The organism is Streptomyces sp. NPDC056883 (assembly GCF_042788835.1).
GTDB classification, from domain to species: domain Bacteria; phylum Actinomycetota; class Actinomycetes; order Streptomycetales; family Streptomycetaceae; genus Streptomyces; species Streptomyces stoeckheimensis.
Genome location: NZ_JBHUBS010000011.1, coordinates 105,035 through 128,921, shown reverse-complemented (window position 1 = coordinate 128,921; position 23,887 = coordinate 105,035). Strand labels below are relative to the sequence as shown.

Annotated in this window: 19 protein-coding genes; 9 read left to right on the top strand and 10 right to left on the bottom strand. The window is 72.2% G+C overall.

What is annotated here, in order from left to right; all coding sequences use genetic code 11:
* Positions 1-56: 56 nt before the first annotated feature.
* From ACFRU2_RS25485 to ACFRU2_RS25465, 5 genes are all read right to left on the bottom strand, one after another.
* The gene (locus tag ACFRU2_RS25485; RefSeq protein ID WP_382976022.1) at positions 57-1,091 is read right to left on the bottom strand and encodes an ABC transporter substrate-binding protein; all 1,035 of its coding nucleotides are present in this window, start codon (positions 1,089-1,091) and stop codon (positions 57-59) included.
* 125 nt (positions 1,092-1,216) lie between these two features.
* Positions 1,217-2,377, bottom strand: coding sequence for an acyl-CoA dehydrogenase family protein (locus tag ACFRU2_RS25480; protein ID WP_382976019.1), 1,161 nt, complete (start codon positions 2,375-2,377; stop codon positions 1,217-1,219).
* 8 nt (positions 2,378-2,385) lie between these two features.
* Positions 2,386-3,318, bottom strand: a complete 933-nt coding sequence (locus ACFRU2_RS25475) for a hydroxymethylglutaryl-CoA lyase (protein ID WP_382976016.1) — start codon at positions 3,316-3,318, stop codon at positions 2,386-2,388.
* Positions 3,315-5,354, bottom strand: coding sequence for an acetyl/propionyl/methylcrotonyl-CoA carboxylase subunit alpha (locus tag ACFRU2_RS25470; RefSeq protein ID WP_382976013.1), 2,040 nt, complete (start codon positions 5,352-5,354; stop codon positions 3,315-3,317). The genes ACFRU2_RS25475 and ACFRU2_RS25470 overlap by 4 nt, the downstream gene beginning before the upstream one ends.
* Positions 5,355-5,377: 23 nt before the next feature.
* Entirely contained in the window at positions 5,378-6,994 is a 1,617-nt protein-coding gene (locus ACFRU2_RS25465; protein ID WP_274553205.1) for a carboxyl transferase domain-containing protein, read from the bottom strand.
* Between the two features lie 109 nt (positions 6,995-7,103).
* Between ACFRU2_RS25465 and ACFRU2_RS25460 the strand changes: the two genes are divergently transcribed.
* The 4 genes from ACFRU2_RS25460 (at position 7,104) to ACFRU2_RS25445 (ending at position 10,458) form a co-directional block, all read left to right on the top strand.
* A complete protein-coding gene (locus tag ACFRU2_RS25460) occupies positions 7,104-7,682 on the top strand; it encodes a TetR/AcrR family transcriptional regulator (RefSeq protein WP_382976010.1) in 579 nt (192 codons plus the stop codon).
* Between the two features lie 65 nt (positions 7,683-7,747).
* Positions 7,748-8,554, top strand: coding sequence for a phosphatase (locus ACFRU2_RS25455; protein ID WP_382976007.1), 807 nt, complete (start codon positions 7,748-7,750; stop codon positions 8,552-8,554).
* Positions 8,555-9,286: 732 nt separating this feature from the next.
* Positions 9,287-9,718, top strand: coding sequence for a hypothetical protein (locus ACFRU2_RS25450; RefSeq protein WP_382976004.1), 432 nt, complete (start codon positions 9,287-9,289; stop codon positions 9,716-9,718).
* A 308-nt stretch (positions 9,719-10,026) separates the two neighbouring features.
* Positions 10,027-10,458: a hypothetical protein gene (locus ACFRU2_RS25445; protein WP_382976004.1), complete on the top strand. Its 432-nt coding sequence runs from the start codon at positions 10,027-10,029 to the stop codon at positions 10,456-10,458.
* Positions 10,459-10,527: 69 nt separating this feature from the next.
* On the opposite strand, the gene ACFRU2_RS25440 is transcribed toward ACFRU2_RS25445, so the two are convergent.
* The 5 genes from ACFRU2_RS25440 to ACFRU2_RS25420 form a co-directional block, all read right to left on the bottom strand.
* Positions 10,528-11,508, bottom strand: a complete 981-nt coding sequence (locus ACFRU2_RS25440; protein WP_382976359.1) for a cation diffusion facilitator family transporter — start codon at positions 11,506-11,508, stop codon at positions 10,528-10,530.
* Between the two features lie 45 nt (positions 11,509-11,553).
* Positions 11,554-12,432, bottom strand: a complete 879-nt coding sequence (gene tesB / locus ACFRU2_RS25435; protein ID WP_382976001.1) for an acyl-CoA thioesterase II — start codon at positions 12,430-12,432, stop codon at positions 11,554-11,556.
* A 19-nt stretch (positions 12,433-12,451) separates the two neighbouring features.
* Positions 12,452-13,609: an acyl-CoA dehydrogenase family protein gene (locus ACFRU2_RS25430; RefSeq protein WP_266957923.1), complete on the bottom strand. Its 1,158-nt coding sequence runs from the start codon at positions 13,607-13,609 to the stop codon at positions 12,452-12,454.
* Between the two features lie 154 nt (positions 13,610-13,763).
* Positions 13,764-14,135: a hypothetical protein gene (locus ACFRU2_RS25425; protein WP_382975998.1), complete on the bottom strand. Its 372-nt coding sequence runs from the start codon at positions 14,133-14,135 to the stop codon at positions 13,764-13,766.
* A 236-nt stretch (positions 14,136-14,371) separates the two neighbouring features.
* Complete coding sequence (locus tag ACFRU2_RS25420; RefSeq protein WP_382975995.1) at positions 14,372-16,126, bottom strand: helix-turn-helix domain-containing protein; 1,755 nt, start codon at positions 16,124-16,126, stop codon at positions 14,372-14,374.
* Positions 16,127-16,243: 117 nt separating this feature from the next.
* Between ACFRU2_RS25420 and speB the strand changes: the two genes are divergently transcribed.
* The 5 genes from speB to ACFRU2_RS25395 all read left to right on the top strand — a co-directional run bounded on the left by speB (position 16,244) and on the right by ACFRU2_RS25395 (position 23,827).
* Positions 16,244-17,212, top strand: coding sequence for an agmatinase (gene speB, locus ACFRU2_RS25415; protein ID WP_266877754.1), 969 nt, complete (start codon positions 16,244-16,246; stop codon positions 17,210-17,212).
* 42 nt (positions 17,213-17,254) lie between these two features.
* Complete coding sequence (locus tag ACFRU2_RS25410) at positions 17,255-18,922, top strand: thiamine pyrophosphate-binding protein (protein ID WP_382975992.1); 1,668 nt, start codon at positions 17,255-17,257, stop codon at positions 18,920-18,922.
* Between the two features lie 77 nt (positions 18,923-18,999).
* Positions 19,000-19,179 (top strand): hypothetical protein, encoded by a 180-nt coding sequence (locus ACFRU2_RS25405; RefSeq protein WP_382975989.1) that lies wholly within the window; start codon positions 19,000-19,002, stop codon positions 19,177-19,179.
* Positions 19,176-19,856 (top strand): hypothetical protein, encoded by a 681-nt coding sequence (locus tag ACFRU2_RS25400; protein ID WP_382975987.1) that lies wholly within the window; start codon positions 19,176-19,178, stop codon positions 19,854-19,856. The genes ACFRU2_RS25405 and ACFRU2_RS25400 overlap by 4 nt, the downstream gene beginning before the upstream one ends.
* 113 nt (positions 19,857-19,969) lie before the next feature.
* Entirely contained in the window at positions 19,970-23,827 is a 3,858-nt protein-coding gene (locus tag ACFRU2_RS25395; protein ID WP_382975985.1) for an ABC transporter ATP-binding protein, read from the top strand.
* Positions 23,828-23,887 lie beyond the last annotated feature (60 nt).

Here is a 23,887-nt window from a genome sequence, read left to right as displayed (position 1 = left end):
GGCGAAGCAGAAGGCCCCGGCGCCTGGGTGAGGCGCCGGGGCCGGACGGTCAGGGGTCAGCTGACCTTCTTGGCGTTCTGGATGGCCTTGGTGAGCTCCTCGACGATCTGCGCGCACTTCTCGTAGGAGTAGATCGGCTCGGTCACGCGGGGGGTGATCTGACCGGCCTTCACGGCCGGCATCTCGGCCCAGGTCGGCTTGGCCTTCAGCTCCTCCGGCTGGAGGGTGCCGGTGCGGTTGTCGAGGAGGATCACGTCGGCCTGGTACTTGCCGGCGTTCTCCCAGCTGAGGCTCTCGAAGAAGCCGCCGTCGACCTTGTCCGGGGTGACGAACTCGACGCCGAGGGACTGGAAGTACTTCAGGTCGGCGGAGGTGGCCGGGGTGGAGACGTAGAACAGGTCGGCGGCGCCGGAACCGACGAGCACCTTGATGCCGGGGTTCGCCTTGGTGGCCTCGCGGAGCTTCGCGGAGGCGGCCTCGAAGCGGGCCTTGGCGTCGACGGTCTTCTTGTCGTTCAGGTCGGCGCCCAGGGACTTCGCGAGGTCCGCGGTGCGGGCCAGGGCCTTGTCCATCGTGACGTCGCCGCCCACGCCGATGGCGGCGGCCGGGGCCAGCTTCAGGATCTTGTCCTTGGAGGCTTCCGGCAGGTACCAGTAGCTGTCCTTCTCCCAGGTGTTGGTCACCAGGAGGTCGGGCTGCAGGGACGCGTACTTCTCGACGTTGAACTCGTCGTAGACGTTGCCGATGACCTCGACCTTGTTGACGTCCATCGAGCCGGCCTGCACGTCGGCCTTGCCGTCGGCGGTCTTCGTCGGGCCGAACACGCCCTTGACGCCGACCCCGTAGTCGTAGAGCGCGGCGGCGGTGCCGGTGAAGGCGACGATGTTCTTCGGCGTGGACTTGGCGGTGACGTCCTTGCCCATGTCGTCCTTGAAGCTCCAGGCCGCCGCGCCGCCCGTGCCCTTGTCGCCCGAACCGTCCTTCGCGGAGTCGCTGCCGCCGCAGGCGGTGAGCGCGGCCACGAGGCCCAGGGCGCCGCCTGCCGCGATCAGGCCGCGGCGGGTGAGGAGGGAGGAACGGGACTTGGGCATGGGGTGTCCGCTTTCGTGCGTACTGGGTGGCTCGGGCGTTCGAGTAGGAAGGTTAGCCTAACCTTGGCTGAAAACGATAAAGGGCCCTCCAGGTGGAGGACCCCGTACCGCACCATCGACTACCGTCAGCCGGAAAGCCCCAGCTCACGGGCGATCAGCATGCGCTGCACCTCGCTCGTGCCCTCGCCGATCTCGAGGATCTTCGAGTCGCGCCACATGCGGGCCACCGGGTACTCGTTCATGAACCCGTAGCCGCCGTGGATCTGCGTGGCGTCGCGCGCGTTGTCGACCGCCACCGTCGAGGAGTACAGCTTCGCGATGGCCGCCTCCTTCTTGAAGGGCTCCCCGGCCACGAGCCGGGAGGCCGCGTCGCGCCAGCCGATCCGCGCCATGTGGGCGCGCATCTCCATGTCCGCCAGCTTGAACTGGATGGCCTGGTTGTCGCCGATCGCCTTGCCGAAGGCGTGCCGCTCCTTGGCGTACTTCACCGACTCGTCCACGCAGCCCTGCGCCAGGCCCGTCGCGAGCGCCGAGATGGCCACGCGGCCCTCGTCGAGGATCCGCAGGAACTGGGCGTAGCCGCGGCCCTCTTCGCCGACCAGGTTGGCCAGGGGGACCCGTACGCCGTCGAAGGACAGCTCACGGGTGTCCGAGGAGTTCCAGCCGACCTTGGAGTAGGGGGCGGCCACGGTGAAGCCCGGGGTCCCGGAGGGGACGATGATCGAGGAGATCTCGGGGCGGCCGTCGGCCTTGCGGCCCGTCACGGCGGTGACGGTGACCAGACCGGTGATGTCCGTACCGGAGTTGGTGATGAAGCACTTGGAGCCGTTGATCACCCACTCGTCGCCGTCCCGGACGGCGGTCGTGCGCGTGCCGCCCGCGTCGCTGCCCGCGCCGGGCTCGGTCAGGCCGAAGGCGCCGAGGATCTCGCCGGAGCACATCCGCGGCAGCCACTGCTGCTTCTGCTCCTCGGTGCCGAAGAGGTACAAGGGCATCGCGCCGAGCGAGACGCCGGCCTCCAGGGTGATGGCGACCGAGGAGTCGACGCGGGCCAGCTCCTCCAGGGCGATGCCGAGGGCGAGGTAGTCGCCGCCCATGCCGCCGTACTCCTCCGGGAAGGGCAGGCCGAACAGGCCCATGCGGCCCATCTCGCGGACGATCTCGTACGGGAACTCGTGCCGCTCGTACAGATCGCCGATCTTGGGCGCCACCACATCGTGCGCGAACGCCTCGACGGTGCGGCGGAGTTCCTCGTGCTCGGGGGTGAGCCGGTGGTCGAGGGGCATGGTCTTCGTTACTCCTTGTGGGAGAGGGCGCGGACGGTACGGGAGGGGCTGGGACGCCCCAGCTGCTCGGCCATCCACACGCTCGTGGCGGTGAGGGCGGTCAGGTCGACCCCGGTCTCGATGCCGAGGCCGTCGAGCATCCAGACGAGGTCCTCGGTCGCGAGATTGCCGGTGGCGCTCTTGGCGTACGGGCATCCGCCGAGGCCGCCCGCGGAGGCGTCGACGGTGGTCACGCCGTGCTGGAGCGCGGCGAGGGTGTTGGACAGGGCCTGGCCGTAGGTGTCGTGGAAGTGCACGCCGATCCGGTCGGTGCCCACGCCCTCCTCGTTCAGCGCGGAGAGGAGGGTCTGCACGTGACCCGGGGTGGCGACGCCGATGGTGTCGCCGAGGCTCAGCTCGTCACAGCCGAGGTCGAGGAGGGTCTTGGCGACGCCGACAACCTGGTGGACCGGGACCGGGCCCTCCCAGGGGTCGCCGAAGCACATGGAGAGGTAGCCGCGGACGTGCACCTTGTGGTCCTTGGCGCGGGCCACGACGGGCTCGAACATCGCGAGGGAATCGGCGACGGTCCGGTTGAGGTTGCGGGCGGCGAAGGTCTCGGTGGCCGAACCGAACACGGCGATCCGGGTGGCCCCGAGGGCGAGCGCGCGGTCGAGGCCGGCCTCGTTGGGGACCAGGACCGGCAGCGCGGCCCGCACGTCGGCGAGGAGCGGGAACAGCTCGTCGGCGTCGGCCAGCTGGGGGACCCACCGGGGGTGCACGAAGCTGGTGGCCTCGATGGTGGTGAGCCCCGCGGCGGCCAGCCGGTGCACGAACTCGGCCTTCACCTGGGTCGGGACGGCCGTCTTCTCGTTCTGCAGCCCGTCGCGGGCGCCCACCTCGTGGATCCGGACCCGGGCCGGGAGACCCTCGTACGGGAAGCTCATCGGAAGCCCGTTCATGCGTCCTTCTCCTCCTCGTCCGGGGTGACCACGGCCAGTACCTGGTCCATGGCGACCGTGGTGCCGGGGGTGACGTCGAGTTCGGTGACGGTGCCGGCGTGCGGGGCGGAGATGACGTGTTCCATCTTCATGGCCTCGACGACGAGCAGGCTCTGACCGGCGGCCACCTTGTCGCCGACGGCGACCTTGACGACGGTGACGGTGCCGGGCATCGGGGCCGCGAGGGTGTCGGCGCCTGAGCGACCCGCGCCGCGGAGGTTGGCCTCGACCGGGTCGTGCGTCTGGACGTGCCAGGAGTCGCCGTCGCGGCCGAGCCAGGTCCCTTCGGGGGAGCGGGCGTAGGCGAAGCGGTGTGTGACGCCGTCGAGTTCGACCGTGAGGTGGTCGGGGGTGCGGTCCACGATCCGGCCCCGGGCCGGGGTGCCATCCGCGTCGCCGAGGAGGAGTTCTGTGTGCGGGCCGGTGGTGCTGGGGCTCTGCCTTGGGCGGGTGCGGACCGTTACCGGGTCCTGGCCCGGGAGGCGGAAGTGGTGGACCGTCCAGGCGGGGGTCCCGCCGAGGCGCCAGCCGTTGGCGGAGTCGAACGGGTCGACCCAGCCCCCGGCAGGGTTTCGGGAAGGGGCGGGGTGGGGGAAGGACAGCAGTGCGGCCGCCGCGTACACCTCGTCCGGCACCCCCTCCGGGAGGAGCTGGGACAGGTCCCGCTCCACCAGGCCGGTGTCCAGGTCGCCCGACACCACGTCCGGGTGCGCGAGCAGGCGCCGCAGGAAGCCCGTGTTGGTCTGCACGCCCAGGATCACGGTGTCCGCGAGCGCACCCCGCAGCACCCGCAGGGCGGCCGCCCGGTCGGGGCCGTAGGCGATGACCTTCGACAGCATCGGGTCGTAGGTGGAGCCGGTGTCGACCCCCGCCGCCAGCCCGGAGTCCGTACGGACGGAGCCGCCGTCCGGCTCCGACAGGGCCAGCACCATGCCGCCGGAGGGCAGGAAGCCCCGCGCCGGATCCTCCGCGCAGACGCGGGCCTCGATCGCGTGCCCGGTCAGCCGGACCTCGGACTGGCCGAAGCCCAGCTCCGCGCCCGCCGCGACCCGGAGCTGCTGCTCCACCAGGTCGAGTCCGGTGACGAGTTCGGTCACCGGGTGCTCCACCTGGAGCCGGGTGTTCATCTCCATGAAGAAGTACGAGGAGGGGTCCCCGCCCGGGACGATGAACTCCACCGTCCCCGCGCCGACGTACCCGCAGGACCGCGCCGCCTCCACCGCCGCCGCGCCCATCGAGGCCCGCAGCTCCGGCGTCAGCAGGACCGACGGCGCCTCCTCGATCACCTTCTGGTGGCGCCGCTGGAGCGAGCACTCGCGCTCCCCGAGGTGGACCACGTTCCCGTGGGCGTCCGCCAGCACCTGGATCTCGATGTGCCGGGGCCGGTCCACCCAGCGCTCCACGAGCAGGGTGTCGTCGCCGAAAGATGACTTCGCCTCGCGCCGGGCCGCCGCGATCTCCTCGCCGAGCAGCGCGGAGTCCCGTACGAGCCGCATGCCCTTGCCGCCGCCGCCCGCCGAGGGCTTCAGCAGGACCGGCATGCCGATCTTCTCGGCGGCGGCGACCAGGTCGGCGTCGGACAGCCCGCTGCCCGAGGAACCGGGGACCACGGGCACGCCCGCCGCCTTGACGGTCTCCTTGGCGCGGATCTTGTCGCCCATCAGGGAGATGGCCGCGGCCGGCGGCCCGATGAAGGCCAGGCCCGCGTCCGCGCAGGCGGCCGCGAAGGCGGCGTTCTCCGCGAGGAAGCCGTAGCCGGGGTGGACGGCCTCGGCGCCCGTGCGGCGCGCCGCGTCGAGCAGGCGCTCCACCGACAGGTAGCTCTCGGCGGCCGCCGCCGGGCCGATGCGGACGGCCGTGTCGGCCTCCCGTACGTGCCGGGCGTCCGCGTCGGCGTCGCTGAAGACGGCCACGGAACGGATGCCGAGCTCCCGCAGCGTGCGGATGACGCGGACCGCGATCTCGCCGCGGTTGGCGACCAGAACAGTGTTGAACATCAGTGAGGTCCTCACGTCACACGTCACATACGGAAGATGCCGAAGCCCGAGTCGCTCAGGGGAGCGTTCGCGCACGCGGTCAGGGCCAGTCCCAGCACCTGCCGGGTCTCCATCGGGTCGATGACCCCGTCGTCCCACAGCCGCGCCGTGGCGTAGTAGGCGTTGCCCTGTTCCTCGTACTGGGCCCGGACCGGGGCCTTGAAGGCCTCCTCGTCCTCGGCGGGCCACTCCTGGCCCGCGCCCTCGATCTGGTCGCGCTTGACCGTGGCCAGGACGGAGGCCGCCTGCTCGCCGCCCATCACCGAGATCTTGGCGTTGGGCCACATCCACAGGAAGCGGGGGGAGTACGCCCGGCCGCACATCGAGTAGTTGCCCGCGCCGTACGAGCCGCCGACCACCACCGTGAGCTTCGGGACCCGGGTGCAGGCCACGGCCGTCACCATCTTGGCGCCGTGCTTGGCGATTCCGCCCGCTTCGTAGTCCCGGCCGACCATGAAGCCGGAGATGTTCTGGAGGAAGAGGAGCGGGATGCCGCGCTGGTCGCACAGCTCGATGAAGTGCGCGCCCTTCTGGGCCGATTCGGAGAAGAGGATGCCGTTGTTGGCGACGATCCCGACCGGGTGCCCGTGGATTCGGGCGAAGCCGGTGACCAGGGTCTGCCCGAACTCCGCCTTGAACTCCTGGAAGCGGGAGCCGTCCACGATCCGGGCGATGATCTCGCGGGCGTCGTAGGGGGTGCGGGAGTCGACGGGGACCGCGCCGTACAGCCCGTACGGGTCCACCTTGGGCTCCTCGGGGGCCTCGACCGACCAGGGCAGGGCCTGGCGCTCGGGCAGGGTCGCCACGATGTTCCGTACGATCCGCAGCGCGTGGGCGTCGTCCTCCGCGAGGTGGTCGGTGACCCCCGAGATCCGGGAGTGGACCTCGCCGCCGCCCAGCTCCTCGGCCGTGACCACCTCGCCGGTGGCGGCCTTCACCAGCGGCGGGCCGCCGAGGAAGATCGTGCCCTGGCCGCGGACGATGACGGCCTCGTCGCTCATGGCGGGGACGTACGCGCCGCCCGCCGTGCAGGAGCCGAGGACGGCGGCGATCTGCGGGATGCCGGCCCCCGACATGCGGGCCTGGTTGTAGAAGATGCGGCCGAAGTGGTCCCGGTCGGGGAAGACCTCGTCCTGCATGGGGAGGAAGGCGCCGCCCGAGTCGACCAGGTAGAGGCAGGGGAGACGATTCTCCAGAGCCACTTCCTGGGCGCGCAGGTGCTTCTTCACGGTCATCGGGTAGTACGTGCCGCCCTTGACGGTGGCGTCGTTCGCGACGATGACGCACTCGCGGCCGCTGACCCGGCCGATGCCGGCGATCACCCCGGCGGCCGGGGCCGCACCCCCGTACATGCCCTCGGCGGCCAGCGGGGCCAGCTCCAGGAAGGGGGACCCGGGGTCGAGGAGGGCGTCCACGCGGTCGCGCGGCAGCAGCTTCCCGCGGGCCGTGTGCCGGGCGCGGGCCTTCTCCCCGCCGCCGAGCCGGGCCGCCTCCAGCCGGGCGCGCAGGCCCTCGGAGAGCTCGCGGTGGGCGGCCTCGTTGGCCCGCCAGGCGTCGGACGCCGGGTCGGCGGCGCTCGTCAGCACTGGTGCCTGCTGCATCGGTCGAGCTCCCTTGCTCGGTGCGCTCTGCTTCACTCGGTTAATGAGCGTTAACGCATGTGGGACTTAGGTTAACGACCGCTAACGGCCCTGTCTAGAATGGATTCCCATGAGCACCAGAGCAGCCGCCCCGACCCGGCGCGAGCAGATCCTCGGCGAGGCTGCGCGCCTCTTCGCCGAGCGTGGTTTCCACGGCGTGGGCGTGGACGAGATAGGGGCCGCGGTGGGCATCAGCGGCCCCGGCCTGTACCGGCATTTCGCGGGCAAGGACGCGATGCTCGCCGAGTTGCTCGTCGGCATCAGCGAACGGCTGCTCACGGGCGGCCGCCACCGGGTGGAGGAGGCGGCCGGTGACCCGTCCGGAGTACTGGCCTCCCTCATCGACGGACACATCGACTTCGCGCTCGACGACCGGGCGCTGATCACCCTCCACGACCGGGAGCTGGACCGGCTGCGCGAGGCCGACCGCAAGCTCGTACGGCAGCTCCAGCGCAAGTACGTCGAGCTGTGGGTCGACGTCGTACGGGAGCTGCACCCCCAGGTGGGCGAGGCGGAGGTACGCGTCTCCGTGCACGCGGTCTTCGGCCTGCTCAACTCCACCCCGCACCTGGCGGCGCTCGGCCGGGACGCGACGGAATCCCTGCTGCGCCGGCTCGCGAACGGGGCCTTCGGGGCGCTGTCGGGATGAGGCGGGGCGGCCGGCGTGTCCGGGGGACGGGATGGAAGGGACGGCTCCGGGCGCGCGGCGGCAGAATGGGCCGCATGCCGAAGCCGATAGAGACGCCTGTCCCCAGCCGAGCCGAACTCATCGACCACCTGGTCCGCACGCGGATCGCGGGAGACGTCGCCACCCCGCGCGACAACAACCTGTCGCATTATCGAAAGCTCGCCAACGGTGACCGGCACTACTGGCTGGGCCTGGAGCTCGGCGACCGCTGGACGGACGAGCAGGACGTGCTCGCGGTGATGGCGGAGCGCTGCGGCGTCGTGGACGACCCCGCGCACCGCGTCGGCCAGGACACCATCGACCCCGAGCTCACCGTGGCCGCCCTGGACCGGATGGCGACGCGGCTGCGCAAGGCCGCGCTGGACCGGCAGAGCGTGCTGCTCGCCACGGGACACCCGGGCGGGCTGCTGGACGTGCACCGGGCCACGGCCGATGCGCTGCGCGCGGCCGGCTGCGAGATCGTGGTGATCCCGCCGGGGCTCGTCGCCGACGAGGGCTCGGTGTGGCAGTTCGCGGACGTCGCGGTGCTGGAGCGGGGCGCCACGCTGTGGCACACCCACTCCCCGGCGCCGATGGCGGCGATCCTGGACGCGCTGGCGGCCCACGGCCGCCCCCAGCCCGACCTGGTCGTCGCCGACCACGGCTGGGCGGGCTGCGCGGCGCAGCGCGGGCTGGACGCGGTGGGCTACGCCGACTGCAACGACCCGGCGCTGTTCCTGGCCGAGGCCGAAGGCACCCTCCAGGTGGCGGTGCCGCTGGACGACCACGTCCGTGACCCCCGCTTCTACGACCCGATGGTCGCGTACCTCCTCGCGGCGGCGGGCCTGCTCTAGCGGCCCCGGCCGCCTGCGCCTCACGCGCCGAGGGTGCCGGGCGGCCAGTCCCGCCCCGCCCGCGGGCGGCACCCTGGCGCTGCCGCTGCGCGGCGCCGAGTCCCCTCCCCACCCTTCGCCCGTTCCCCGGGGCTCCACCCCGGACCCGCTTACCGGGCGCGGCGCCGTTCCGGGGGCCAGCCCCCGCACCCCCGCGCCTCAAACGCCGGCGAGGCTGGAGGCGGCCGACGGGGCTGGGTCTTTCAGCCGTCCGGCGTTTGAGGACCGGGGCCTGGGGCGGAGCCCCAGGGGGTCCGGGCGCAGCCCGGTGCCCCTCTCCAGCCCGTCCGGGTCCGGGCAGCGCCTGGGGGCACACCCAGCCCCGCTGGCGATGGAGGACCGGGGCCCGGGCAGTGCCCGGGGACACCACCCAGCCTCGCCGGCGTTTGAGGCGCGGGTCCGGGCAGTGCCCGGGGAACGGTGGAAGGGCGGGTAGGGGACTTCGCCCCGCAGGGCCGAACCCCCGTCGGCGCCCGTGGGGCCCCGCGCCGGGCGGTGAACGGGAACTATCAAGATCGGCCATTTCCGTCAAGCCCCGAATGTGAGTGGCGTGACGCGATTCCCGTCATCGGGTTTATTTGAAGTACGCCCTCACCGGGAAACACCGGAAGAAGTGGAGGGCAGGGAATCACCCCGGATCCCTTTCCCGGCAAAGATTCTCGAACCCCCTTCTTTTCCGAATGGAGAACGGCCATGTTCAAGATCCTGTCGACCCGCCGCATCGTCCTCGCTTCCGCTTCCGTCGCCCTGCTGGGTGGTGGCATCGCCCTCCCCGCCACGGCGATGGCCGCCCCGGCCACGGCCCCGCACCACGCGGTGTCCGTCCTCCAGGACGACAGCGCCGACGGCATCGGCACCGGTGGCGACGCCAACGCGGAGAACACCACCGTCGGCGGTGACTCCCGCGGCGGCGACGCCAACAGCGGTGTCGGCAGCTGTAAGGGCAAGTGCACCATCAACACCGGCGACGCCCGAGGGGGCGACTCCAGCGCCGATGCCATCAACACCGGTGACGCCACCGCCGTCGGCGGCGACGGCTTCGGTGAGGGCGGAAGCGTGAAGAAGGTCAACAAGAACACGGTCAAGAACCAGGTCAAGAAGGACCTGAAGGCGAAGCTCGGCTGAGCCCAGCAAGCCACCCAGAAAGCCGGCGCCCCGGGATTCCCGGGGCGCCGTTGCGTGCCATGGACGCCGGAGAGGCCCAGCCCCTCCGGCGTCCGCCGTGTGTTCCGGAGCTATCAAGATCGGCCGTCTCCGTCAAGCCCCGAATGTGAGTGGCGTGACGCGATTCCCGCCATCGGGTTTATTTGAAGTACGCCCTCACCGGGAAACACCGGAAGAAGTAGAGGGCAGGGAATTACCCCGGATCCTTTCTCTGGGTGATTCCCGAATCCCTCCCCTTCTTTCCTTTCTTTTCCGAATGGAGAACGACCATGTTCAAGATCCTGTCGACCCGCCGCATCGTCCTCGCTTCCGCTTCCGTCGCCCTGCTGGGTGGTGGCATCGCCCTCCCCGCCACGGCGATGGCCGCCCCGGCCACGGCCCCGCACCACGCGGTGTCCGTCCTCCAGGACGACAGCGCCGACGGCATCGGCACCGGTGGCGACGCCAACGCGGAGAACACCACCGTCGGCGGTGACTCCCGCGGCGGCGACGCCAACAGTGGCGTCGGCAGCTGTAAGGGCAAGTGCACCATCAACACCGGCGACGCCCGAGGGGGCGACTCCAGCGCCGATGCCATCAACACCGGTGACGCCACCGCCGTCGGCGGCGACGGCTTCGGTGAGGGCGGAAGCGTGAAGAAGGTCAACAAGAACACGGTCAAGAACCAGGTCAAGAAGGACCTGAAGGCGAAGCTCGGCTGAGCATCGCAAGCCATCTCCGCACCACACCACAGAACGGCGCCCCGGGAACCCCGGGGCGCCGCTCGTGTGTCAAGAAGGGGGAGGGAGAGGTGAGGGGGGAGGGGACGGGGTGGGGTCCAAGTAGACCCGGCGGATTGCCGGGAAGCGGTCGCGGAGCTGTTCCTCGGCGATCTCGCAGGCCGCCTCCACCTGCGCCGCCGACGCCAGATCGTGGAAGTCGATCTTCGCGGCGATCAGTACCTCCGACGGCCCCTGCACCAGCGTGGTCAGCTCCAGCACGCCCTCGATGTGCAGCACCGAGAGCAGCTCCTCCCGTACCTCCGCCCGCATCCCCTCCGGCAGCGGCCGCCCGATCAGGTACTGCGCGTTCGAGCGGCCCAGCTCCCACGCCACCCACACCAGCAGCAGCCCGATCAGCAGCGAGGCCACCCCGTCGTACACGCCCGATCCCGTGAGCTGCGCCCCGAGCAGGCCGCCCGCGGCCAGTGCCAGCCCGATCAGGGCGGCCACGTTCTCCAGGAGGACGGCCTTCACCGCCGTGTCCGGGGTGTGTTTCACGTACAGCCCCAGGGGTGCGCTCATCCGCGCCGCCTCGCCCTTGACCTGCCGCCAGGCGACCAGCAGGGAGTAGCCCTCCAGGACGGCGGCGACGGCCAGGATGATGTAGGAGAGCGTCGGGTTCCCGGGGTCCTCGCCGTGGAGGAGGGTATGGATGCCGTCGTAGACGGCGAAGACCGCGCCGCCGACGAAGGTGGCGATGGACGCCAGCAGCGCCCAGATGTACCGCTCAGGTCCGTACCCCAGCGGGTGCGCCTCGTCCGCAGGCTTCGTGCTCCGCTTCAGTGCGGTCAGGAGCATCACCTCGGTCACCGTGTCGGCCACCGAGTGCGCCGCCTCGGAGAGCATCGCGCTCGATCCGCTGATGACCCCGCCCACCGCCTTGGCGGCGGCGATGCCGAGGTTCGTGACCACGGCGACGATGACCGTGCCGATGCTCTCGCTCTCGACCTCGCCCGGGACACCGCTGCCGGTTCCGCTTCCGTTCACCATCGCATCGCTGCTGGACATGGTGTGACGTTATGTCGGATGGCCGAACTACGCGCGCGGGACGCGCACCACGCCCTCCTGGATGACCGTCACGGCGAGCCTGCCGTCCTGGGTCCAGATCCGGGCCTGGCCCAGACCGCGCCCGGCGGCGGCCGAGGGGGACTCCTGGTCGTACAGCAGCCATTCGTCGGCGCGGAACGGCCGGTGGAACCACATGGCGTGGTCCAGTGACGCGCCGACCACGTCGCCTACCGCCCAGCCGCCCTTGCCGTGCGCGAGCAGCACCGAGTCGAGCAGGGTCATGTCGGAGACGTACGTGGCCAGGCAGGTGTGCAGGAGCGCGTCGTCGCTCTCGAGCTTGCCGGCGGTACGGAACCACACCTGCGAGCGCGGTTCGACCGGTTCGCCGACGCTGCCCCAGGGCGGGACGGTCGCGTACCGCAGGTCCACGGCGCCGCGCGCCTCGATGAGCCGTTCCACCGTGCCCGGGTCGCGGAAGATCTCCCGGTAGAGCGGGAGGGATTCGGCGGCCGTCGGGAGGGTTTCCGGATCGGGGGCGTCGGGCATCGCGGTCTGGTGGTCGAGCCCCTCCTCGTACGTCTGGAAGGACGCGGAGAGGTGGAAGATCGGCTGGCCGTGCTGGACGGCGACGACGCGGCGCGTGGTGAAGGAGCGTCCGTCGCGGATCCGGTCGACCGAGTACACGATCGGCGCGCCCGGGTCCCCGGCGCGCAGGAAGTACGAGTGCAGCGAGTGCGCGGTGCGGTCCTCGGGCACGGTACGGCCGGCCGCGACCAGGGCCTGGGCCGCGACCTGACCGCCGAAGACCCGCGGTACCAGCGCGGAACGACTGGTACCGCGGAAGATGTTCTCCTCGATCTGCTCCAGGTCGAGCAGGTCGAGGAGAGTCGTCAGTGCCTCGTTCATGGGGGGAAGCGTAGGACGCTTACAGGCCCATCGACTTGGCGATGATGGACTTCATGACCTCGCTGGTGCCGCCGTAGATGCGGTTCACGCGGTTGTCGGCGTACAGGCGGGCGATCGGGTACTCGTTCATGTAGCCGTAGCCGCCGTGCAGCTGGAGGCACTTGTCGATGACGCGGTGCGCGACCTCGGTGCAGAACAGCTTCGCGGAAGCGGCCTCGGCGGCGGTGAGCTCACCGGCGTCCAGGGCCTCCAGGGCGCGGTCGGCGACGGCCTCGGCGGCGTCCACCTCGGCCTGGCAGGCGGCCAGTTCGAACTTGGTGTTCTGGAAGTGCGCGACCGGCTTGCCGAAGACCGTGCGGTCGGTCACGTACTGCTGGGCGAACCGGACGGCGGCCTTGGACTGCGCGTACGCGCCGAAGGCGATGCCCCAGCGCTCGGACGGCAGGTTGGCGCCGAGGTAGTAGAAGCCCTTGTTCTCCTCGCCCAGCAGGTCCTCGACCGGGACCTTCACGTCGACGAACGCCAGCTCGGCGGTGTCGGAGGTGCGCAGGCCGAGCTTGTCGAGCTTGCGGCCGATGGAGTAGCCCTCGGACTTGGTGTCCACGGCGAAGAGGGAGATGCCGAAGCGGCGGTCGTCCTCGCTGGGGGCGGAGGTGCGGGCGCAGACGATCACGCGGTCGGCGTGCACGCCGCCCGTGATGAAGGTCTTGGAGCCGTTGAGGACGTAGTGCGTGCCGTCCTCGGAGAGCTTGGCGGTGGTCTTCATGCCCGCGACGTCGGAACCGGTGCCCGGCTCGGTCATCGCCAGGGCCCACATCTCCTCGCCGGAGACGAACTTCGGCAGGAAGCGCTTCTTCTGCTCGATGTCGGCCAGCATCTTGATGTAGGGCAGGGCGAGCAGCACGTGCACGCCGGAGCCGCCGAAGTTGACGCCCGCGCGGGAGGTCTCTTCATAGAGGACGGCCTCGAACTTGTGGGTGTCCAGGCCCGCGCCGCCGAACTCCTCGGGGACGTTGATCCCGAAGATGCCCAGCTCGCCGAGCTTGTAGTAGAACTCGCGCGGGGCCTGGCCGGCCGCGAACCATTCGTCGTAGACCGGGACGACCTCGGCCTCGATGAAGGCGCGGATGGTCTCGCGGAACGCCTCGTGGTCCTCGTTGAACACCGTACGGCGCACGGCCGACTCCCTTCGTCGCGGCAGTCAGCCGCCCAATCTAAGCGCTTGCTCAGATTAAGTTACCGGCGAGTTGGTCTCGCTGTCCAGAGTGAGGTGGGGCACGTCGGCCCGAACTCCGTCGGCGTCTCTCTTGGCCGCGTCCCCCGGACGCCCTTCAGAAACCGTTGCAGACGGCCGAGGCGAAGGGGCCGGTGGCCGTCGCCGTGATCGGCGCGGAGTCGTCCACGGTCACCGAGCAGGTGGCGGTGCCGCCGTCGGGGCCCAGCGTGACGACGAGGGAGCCGCCCTTGACGAAGCCCTTCGTGGTGATCTCCTTGGTCCAGGGCAGTATCCGGTCGCCGACCTGGCTGGTGGACAGGTTCCCGTCGCGCCAGGTCGAGTAGGTGATGGCCACGCCCGAGGCGCTCCCGGTGGCCGCGTACGCGATCCGGGCGGGCCGCGCGGCCTCCTCGGACACCTCGCCTACGAAGACGGCGAAGAGGGCGGCGCAGCCGCCGACCAGCAGCAGGAGCAGGCCGAGCAGCACCCAGGGCCACCGGCGGCGGCGCCGGGGCGGCGGGGGGTACGGATATGGATACGGGTACGGAGCAGGCGGAGGCGGTTGCTGGGGCGGGCGCGGTCCCCAGCGTGGGGGCTCCGAAGGCCCCGAGGGTTCTGGGGGTCCCGAGGGTTCCGGGAAGCTGTCCGGCCGGTTCATGTCCTCAGCGTCGCCCCGCCCGTCGCCCGCCGCGACACGGCCGGTGACGGGCTCGGGTCCGGGCCCTACGCGGCGTCCGGGCCGTCGAGGTGCCGGAGGGCGAACCACAGCTCCATCCGGGTGTCCGGATCGTCCAGGTCGGAGCCCAGGAGTGCGGCCGCGCGGGCGATGCGCTGGCGGACGGTGTTGCGGTGGATCCCGAGCGCGGCCGCGCTGCGGTCCCAGCTGCCGTGCTGGGCCAGCCACGCCCGCAGGGTGTCGCGCAGGGCGGGGGAGAGGGGGCCGAGCAGGGCCTCGGCGTGGGCCCGGGCCTCGGCCGCGCCGACCAGACCCGCGAGGCCGGGCTCCGTGTGGCGGGCCAGCGGGGTGCGGGCCGCTTCGGCGCGTTCCAGGGCCCGCCGGGCCTGCGCGTCGGCGCCGGGCAGGTCCTCGGGCCGGGCCGGGGCGCTCACCCCGAGCCGCCACCCGGGCTGCGGGCCGGGCTCGCGGTCGGTGAGCAGCCGTACGGAGTCCGCCTGCGCGGGGCCCGTGTGCGGGGGGTCCTGGCGTACGGAGTCACCGCGTGCAGGGTCCCCGCGTACGGAGTCCCCGCGCGGGTCCAGCAGTACGGTGCCCAGCGCGGCCGCCAGGGCCCGCGGGTCCCCGGTGCCGCGGGCGTGGACGGCGTACCAGGGCCCGGGGCCCAGCGCCCCGGCCGGATCGCCGCCGAGCAGCAGCCGGGTCAGGGCGGCCTCCGCCCCGGCCGGGCGGCGCGCGGTGAGCAGGGTCAGCAGGACGGCCGCCACCGAGGCCACGGTGTGGTCCCCGGGGGCTCGCGTCGGGGTCGCGAGCGCGAGGACCCAGCCGTCGCCGAGGGCGTGGACGCTGAGGTGGAGCCCGTCGTGCGCGGCCGTTGCGGTGACGGCGGAGCCGGGTGCGACCCGTCGGGCGAGTGCGCCGAGCGCGTCGATCACCCCGGGGACGGGCATCGTTCCGGCGGAGACGGCGGGGGCGCCGGGGGCGGCCGATCCTGAGGGCACCGGCCCGGGTTCCGCCCTGGTGGCACCCGCCCTGACGTCCTGCTCCGGGCGGGCGTCCGGGCCCTCCGGCGCGGAAGGCGCGGGCTCGGCCCCTGCCGCGGTGGGTGCGGGCCCGGTTCCCGCGGCGGCGGGTCCTGCCCCGGTGGCCCCGGTGGATACCGGCCGGCCGGCGGGGAGGAGGCCCGCCCAGCCGCCCAGGGCGGCTGCCAGCCGCCGCAGGACGGCGGGGACCGGGTCCGGGCGGGCGGCGGCCGCCGCCAGGGACTGCTGGGCCTCGGTCACCCGGCGCAGCTCGGCCGTCCGGGCCCGTGCCATCAGCCGCCAGACGCTCCGGCCGACCGCCGTGAACGGGGTTCCGGGCGGCACCTCGACCAGCGGCAGGCCGTACCTGGCGCAGGCCTCGACGAGGGACTGCGGCACGGTGGTGTACACCGGGGTCACCCCGAACCCGATGGCCCCGACCCCGGCCCGGACCAGCCGCGCCACGTACGGTCCGGCGCCGATCGACCCGCCGTCCGCGTGCCCGGCTCCCGTCGACCCGCCGTCCGCCCCCGAAGGCTCCGCCCGGTCGACCAGGCCGTGTTCCGTCCCCTCGCCCGGCCGGGTCCCCGTCCCCGCCAGGCCCTCGCCCGCCGTCAGGAGGAGTTCGCCGCCCAGCAGGTACGGGGAGGGGTCCGTCATCTCCGAGGCGTGGACCCCGTGCAGTTCGGCCTCGGTGGGGCCGGCCAGGTGGCGCAGGCCCAGCTCGTGGTCGGCGAGCAGCCGGCCGAGTGCGACCGGCGGGGTGGGCGGGGCTTCCATGGGTGGATACTCCGTACATATCAGGGGGGCCAGATGGATGAAACGTACACTTCGCGCGCCCGGGGTGTCCGTTTACGCTCGAAGGACCGCACCGCACACCTCCCCGGAAGGCCCCTCATGAGCACGCAGCCGCGCGGCCCCGTCGACTCCTCCCGCATCCCGCGCTACGCGGGCCCCGCGACCTTCGCCCGGCTGCCCCGCCTCGACGAGGTCGGCGGCAAGGCCGACGTGGCCGTCGTCGGCGTGCCGTTCGACTCCGGAGTCTCGTACCGCCCCGGCGCGCGCTTCGGCGGCAACGCCATCCGCGAGGCCTCCCGCCTGCTGCGCCCGTACAACCCGGCGCAGGACGCCTCCCCGTTCGCCCTCGCGCAGGTCGCCGACGCCGGCGACATCGCGGCGAACCCCTTCAACATCAACGAGGCCGTCGACACGATCGAGGCCGCCGCCGACGAGCTGATCGGCAACGGCTCCCGCCTGATGACCCTCGGCGGCGACCACACCATCGCGCTCCCGCTGCTGCGCTCGGTGGCGAAGAAGCACGGCCCCGTCGCGCTGCTCCACTTCGACGCCCACCTGGACACCTGGGACACCTACTTCGGCGCCGAGTACACGCACGGCACCCCGTTCCGCCGCGCCGTCGAGGAGGGCATCCTCGACACCGAGGCGCTGTCCCACGTCGGCACGCGCGGCCCGCTGTACGGCAAGCAGGACCTGGACGACGACGCCAAGATGGGCTTCGGCATCGTCACCTCGGCCGACGTCTACCGGCGCGGCGCCGACGAGGTCGCGGACCAGCTCCGCCAGCGCATCGGCGACCGCCCGCTCTACATCTCCATCGACATCGACGTGCTGGACCCCGCGCACGCGCCCGGTACGGGCACCCCGGAGGCGGGCGGCATGACCTCCCGCGAGCTGCTGGAGATCATCCGCGGGCTTTCCTCCTGCAACCTGGTCTCGGCGGACGTCGTGGAGGTCGCCCCGGCGTACGATCACGCGGAGATCACTTCGGTCGCGGCCTCGCACACCGCGTACGAGCTGACCACGATCATGAGCCGCCAGATCTCCGCGGCACGCAACGCCGGCTAGGCACAGCGCGCAGGCGAAGGCGAACCCGAAGGGCACGCAAGAGTGACGCACGACCACGACCTGGTACTCCGTCCCACCGAAGCCCAGAAGGCGGCCGCGCTCGCGCCGCCGCCGGGGCGCACGGGCGGGGACCTGGTCGTGGAGACGCTGCGCTCGCTCGGCGCGACCACCGTCTTCGGGCTGCCCGGCCAGCACGCGCTCGGCCTCTTCGACGCCGTCGGCCGGTCCGACCTGCGCCTGGTGGGCCTGCGTACGGAGAACAACGCCGGGTTCGCCGCCGACGCGTACGGTCGGATGACCGGCGAGGCGGCCCCCCTCCTCCTGTCCACGGGCCCGGGCGCGCTCATGGCGCTCCCGGCCCTGGCCGAGGCGGCGGCGGCGTCCGCGCCCGTCCTGGCGATCTCCTCGCAGGTCCCGACCCCGGGCCTGGGCGGCGGCCGGCGCGGTCACCTGCACGAGCTGCGCGACCAGGCGGCCTCCTTCCGGGACGTGGTCAAGTCCGTGCACACCGCCCGGACCCCCTCCCAGATCCCGTCCGTGATCGCCGAGGCCTGGGAATCGGCGCTGACCGCCCCGCACGGACCGGTGTGGGTGGAGATCCCGGAAGACGTGCTGCGCGCGGAAACCGTCATCCCGCAGGTCACGGGCATGGACGCGACCCCGCACGAACTGGCCCCGCGCCCGGAGCTGACCGCGCTGGCCGCGCACTGGCTGGAGACGGCCGAACGCCCGGTGATCATCGCGGGCGGCGGGGTGATCCGCTCGGACGCCGCGGGCAAGCTGAAGCAGCTCTCGGAACGCCTGAACGCCCCCGTCGTCACCACCTTCGGCGGCAAGGGCGCCTTCCCCTGGACCCACCCGCTGTCCCTCCAGTCCTGGCTGGAGGACCGCCACATGACGGACTTCCTGGAGGACGCCGACGTCCTGCTGGTGGTCGGCTCGGGCCTGGGCGAACTGTCCTCGAACTACCACACGTTCTTCCCGGAGGGCCGGGTCGTCCAGATCGAGGCGGACCTCGGCAAGCTGGAGTCCAACCACGCGGGCCTCGGCATCCACGCGGACGCCCGCCTCGCCCTGCAGGCCCTCCTCGAAACGGTCGCCGAGCGCCCCGACCCGCAGGCCCCCGAGCGAGTCCGCCTGCTCCTCGCCGACATCGCGGCCCGGCTGGACTCCCAGGACCTGACCCTGGAGCAACAGCTCCTGACCTCGATCCGCCGAGCCCTGCCCCCGCGCTCCCCGTCGTTCTGGGACATGACGATCCTGTCCTACTGGGCCTGGTCGGCCTTCGACCCCAAGCACCCCAACACCATGCACTCGGCGCAGGGCGCGGGCGGCCTCGGCTACGCCTTCCCGGCGGCCCTCGGCGCGGCCGTGGCGGAGCCGGACACCCCGGTCCTCGCGGTCTCCGGCGACGGCGGCGCCATGTACTCGATCGCCGACCTGGCCACCGCCCGCCAGCACGACCTGGACGTCACCTGGCTGATCGTGGACGACGGCGGCTACGGCATCCTGCGCGAGTACGGCTGCGAGACGGGCACGACCCTGACCCGCCCCGACTTCGTGGCCCTGGCGGCCGCCTTCGACGTCCCGGCGGCCACGACCACCCCGGAATCCCTCGGAGAGGACCTGGCCAGGTCCCTGAAGACCCCCGGCCCTTCGCTCCTGGTCCTTCCGGCCACACTGAAGATGTTCGCCCCCACCCACGTCTGAGGGGTCCCCGGGCCGGGTTAGGTTGGTACCGATCAGTCCCGGTCGCACGTCTTTGGTCGCAGATCTCTGGGGGAGCGGTGTCGTTCGAGCAGGAGTGGGCCCGGCAGGGTCCTGACGAAGGCGCATGCGTTCGAACACCCCGCGATCGGCAGACCACCCTCACCTACCTCATGGCCCGCCGCGTCACCGACGCCCTGGGCTGCGAGAACAAGCCGCTGGAGCAGGCTCCCGCGGTGACATCGGGAGACACCCAGTGAACGCCATCTCGACCGCGGCCAAGCGGTCCGTACTCGCCCTCGTCTGCCTGGTGGCGGCTGCCGGGTGTTCGGTGAAGCAAGAAGGGCCCCGCGCCGCCGACCCGTGCGCGATCGCCGATCCGTCGGCCGAGAGGGATCTCCTCAAGCAGATCACCGGGTCCGGTGACTTCGACACCCGGGTCAACGCCACCACCGCACACCTGGTGGACAGCCTCAAGGGGGACGTGCGGTCGCTGCCGTCGACGCCGTGGCTCATGTGCGGGTACGTCCCCAAGCAGGGCAAGGACGCCGACCGCGTACAGCTGCAGGTCCGCTGGCTGTACCGGGACTCCAAGGAGCAGAACCCGAAGGACACCGTGCCCGTCGAGGCGAACGGGGCCGTCGGCTGGGCCGGCGACACCGGGTCGCAGCTGCGCGTGCGCTGCGACCTGCCCGGTGACCTCCGCGCGCAGTCCGACAACGCCCTGCTGGCGGTGGAGGAGTCCTTCAGGATCGGAGCCCCCCGGCCGAACATGACCCAGGCGGACCGGGACCGGCAGACGTCCCTCACCTATCTCATGGCCCGCCGCGTCACCGAGGCCCTCGGCTGCGAGAACAAGCCGCTGAAGCGGGCGCCCGTGGTGAAGGTGCTGCCCTCGCCGCTGCCCTCGTCCTCGCCCTCGCCCAAGTCCTCCTGACCCCGGCCCGGAGGGCCCTGCCGACGCCGTGGCCCCCGTAAGCCTCCCCCGCCCCCGTAGGCGCAAGCCCGCGCGCGGAACCCGCGCAACCCAGTTCGAATTGTTGCGGCGGGATGAAATCCGCCGGTCGGAGCGTTGGGGCTTCCGGTAGGGCAGGACGAACGGGGAGGCAGTACGTGGCTACGGCGACGGCGGAAACGGCGGCTGGAAGCAAACAGGGGTGGGGGAGGCGGCTCGCCGCCTACACCTGGCGGTACAAGGTCAACGTGCTGCTGGCCCTCGGGTCCTCGCTCGGCGGCATGGCCGTCATGGCGCTCGTACCGCTCGTCACCAAGGTGATCCTCGACGACGTCATCGGCGACCAGAGCAAGCCCATGGGGCCCTGGGCCCTGATGCTCATAGGCGCCGCCGTCCTCGTCTACGTGCTGACCTACATCCGCAGGTACTACGGCGGCCGGCTCGCCCTCGACGTGCAGCACGACCTGCGCACCGACATGTACGACACCATCGCCCGGCTGGACGGCCGCCGCCAGGACGAGCTGTCCACCGGGCAGGTCGTCGGGCGGGCGACCACCGACCTCCAGCTGATCCAAGGGCTGCTCTTCATGCTGCCCATGACCATCGGCAACTTCCTGCTCTTCGGGATATCCCTCGGGATCATGCTGTGGCTCTCGCCGCTGCTGACCGTCGTCGCGCTGCTCATGGCCCCCGCCCTCTGGTTCATAGCCAAGCGCAGCCGCAAGAAGCTCTTCCCCGCCACCTGGTACGCCCAGAGCCAGGCCGCCGCCGTCGCCACCGTCGTCGACGGGGCCGTCACCGGCGTCCGCGTCGTCAAGGGCTTCGGCCAGGAGGAGCAGGAGACCGGCAAGCTCCGCGACGCCGGCCGCCGGCTGTTCGCCGGACGGATGCGCGGCATCCGGCTGAACTCCCGCTACACCCCCGCCCTGCAGGCCGTACCGGCCCTCGGCCAGGTCGCCATGCTGGCCCTCGGCGGCTGGATGGCCACCAAGGGGCAGGTCACCCTCGGTACCTTCGTCGCCTTCTCCACCTACCTCGCCCAGCTCGTCGGCCCCGTCCGCATGCTCGCCATGGTGCTCACCGTCGGCCAGCAGGCCCGCGCCGGCGTGGAGCGGGTCTTCGAGCTCATCGACACCGAGCCGGTGATCCGGGAGGGGACGAAGGAGCTCCCCGCGGACGCGCCCGCCACCGTCGAGTTCGACGACGTGCGGTTCGGGTACGACCCCGAGCGGCCCGTGCTCGACGGGTTCGGCCTGTCGATCGCCGAAGGGGAGACCGTCGCCCTCGTCGGGTCCTCGGGCAGCGGGAAGTCCACCGTCTCGCTGCTGCTGCCCCGCTTCTACGACGCCGACCGCGGCGCCGTCCGGGTCGGCGGCCACGACGTGCGCGAGCTGACCTACGACTCCCTGCGCGACGCCATCGGACTGGTCCCCGAGGACTCCTTCCTCTTCTCCGACACCATCCGCGCCAACATCGCCTACGGTCACCCCGGCGCCACCGAGGACCAGATCCTGGCCGCCGCCCGCGCCGCCCAGGCCGAAGGGTTCATCGAGGCCCTCCCCGCCGGGTACGACACCAAGGTCGGCGAGCAGGGCCTGACCCTCTCGGGCGGCCAGCGCCAGCGCATCGCGCTCGCCCGCGCCATCCTCACCGACCCCCGCCTGCTGCTCCTCGACGACGCGACCTCGGCCGTCGACGCCCGGGTCGAGCACGAGATCCACGAGGCGCTGCGCGCCGTCATGGCCGGCCGCACCACCCTGCTCATCGCGCACCGCCGCTCCACGCTCGCGCTCGCCGACCGGATCGCCGTACTGGACCACGGGCGGCTCTCCGACGTCGGTACGCACGAGGAGCTGGAGCGCCGCTCCGCCCTGTACCGGCGGCTGCTCACCGACCCGGACGCGCTGGGTGCGGGCTCCCCGCGGACGCCGGAGGCGCCGCTGATGGAGGAGTTCGAGCGGGACATAGAGAGGAGCATCGAGCTCGAAGCCGAGATCGACTCCGAGCCCGTCAACGCCAAGCGCCGGGTGGCCGGCGGGATCACCCCCGAGCTCTGGCAGCGCCAGGAGGAGGCGGAGGACAAGACCACCGCCCCCGCGGGGATGTCCGCCACGCCCGAACTGCTCGCGCAGGTGGCCGCGCTGCCGCCCGCCGACGACACCCCCGACGTGGACGAGACACGCGCCGCGTCCGCCGAGGACAGCTACAACCTGGGCCGCCTGCTGCGCGGCTTCTGGGCCCCGCTCGCGATATCCCTCGGCCTCGTCGCCCTCGACGCCGGCTCCGGACTGCTCCTGCCCATCCTGATCCGGCACGGCATCGACCAGGGCGTCGAAGCGGCCGCACTCGGCGCCGTCTGGGCGGCCTCCCTCCTCGCGCTCGGCGTGGTCCTGGCCCAGTGGGCCGCGCAGTTCGCCGAGACCCGGATGACGGGCCGCACCGGCGAGCGCGTGCTCTACTCCCTGCGCGTCAAGATCTTCGCCCAGCTCCAGCGCCTCGGCCTCGACTACTACGAGCGCGAGCTGACCGGCAAGATCATGACCCGGATGACCACCGACGTGGACGCCCTGTCCAGCTTCCTGCAGACCGGGCTCGTCACCGCCGTCGTCTCCGTCCTCACCTTCTTCGGCATCCTGGTCGCCCTCCTCGTCCTGGACGTGGAGCTGGCGCTGATCGTCTTCGCCACGCTGCCCCTGTTGATCGTCGGCACCTTCTTCTTCCGCCGGAAGTCCGTGGCCGCCTACGAGCTCGCCCGCGACCGGGTCGGCCTGGTCAACGCCGACCTCCAGGAGTCCGTGGCCGGACTGCGCATCGTCCAGGCCTTCCGCCGCCAGCGCTCCGGCGCCGTCCGGTTCGCCGAGCGCAGCGACTCGTACCGCGAGGCCCGGGTCCGCGGCCAGTGGCTGATCTCGGTCTACTTCCCCTTCGTGCAGCTGCTGTCCTCCGGGGCCGCAGCCGCCGTGCTGATCGTCGGCGCGGGCCGGGTGGAGGCGGGCACGCTCACCACGGGCGCGCTGGTCGCCTACCTGCTCTACATCGACCTGTTCTTCGCCCCCGTCCAGCAGCTCTCGCAGGTCTTCGACGGCTACCAGCAGGCCACCGTCTCCCTCGGCCGGATCCAGGGCCTGCTGCGCGAGCCCACCAGCACCCCCCGCCCGGCCGACCCCCGGCCGGTCCCCGAGCTGCGCGGCGAGATCGCCTTCGAAGGGGTCCACTTCTCGTACGGCACCGCCGAGGAGCGCGGGGAGAAGGAACCGGCGCTCACCGGGATCAGCCTGCGCATCCCCGCCGGGCAGACCGTCGCCTTCGTCGGCGAGACCGGGGCCGGCAAGTCCACGCTGGTCAAGATGGTGGCCCGGTTCTACGATCCGACTTCGGGCCGGGTCACCGCCGACGGGGTGGACCTGCGCGAGCTGGACCTGACGGGCTACCGCCACCGCCTCGGCGTCGTCCCCCAGGAGCCGTACCTCTTCCCGGGAACGGTCCGCGACGCCATCGCCTACGGGAGGCCCGAGGCCAGCGACGCCCAGGTGGAGGCCGCCGCCCACGCGGTCGGCGCCCACGCCATGATCGCCACGCTGGACGGCGGTTACCTGCACACCGTCACCGAGCGAGGCCGCAACCTCTCGGCCGGCCAGCGCCAGCTGATCGCGCTGGCCCGCGCCGAGCTCGTCGACCCCGACGTGCTGCTGCTCGACGAGGCCACCGCCGCCCTCGACCTGGCCACCGAGGCCCTGGTCAACCAGGCCACCGACCGGCTCGCGGGCAAGCGCACCACCCTGGTCGTGGCGCACCGGCTGACCACCGCCGCGCGCGCCGACCGGGTCGTGGTCATGGACCGCGGCCGGGTCGCGGAGGACGGCACCCACGCCGAGCTGCTGGCCCGCGGCGGCCGGTACGCCGAGCTGTGGCGCACCTTCGCGGGCGAGGACGAGCCGGCCGCAGCGGCGTAGGGCGAGTCCGACAGCGGCACACGACGGCGCCCCGGGGTATCCCGGGGCGCCGCTGTGTGG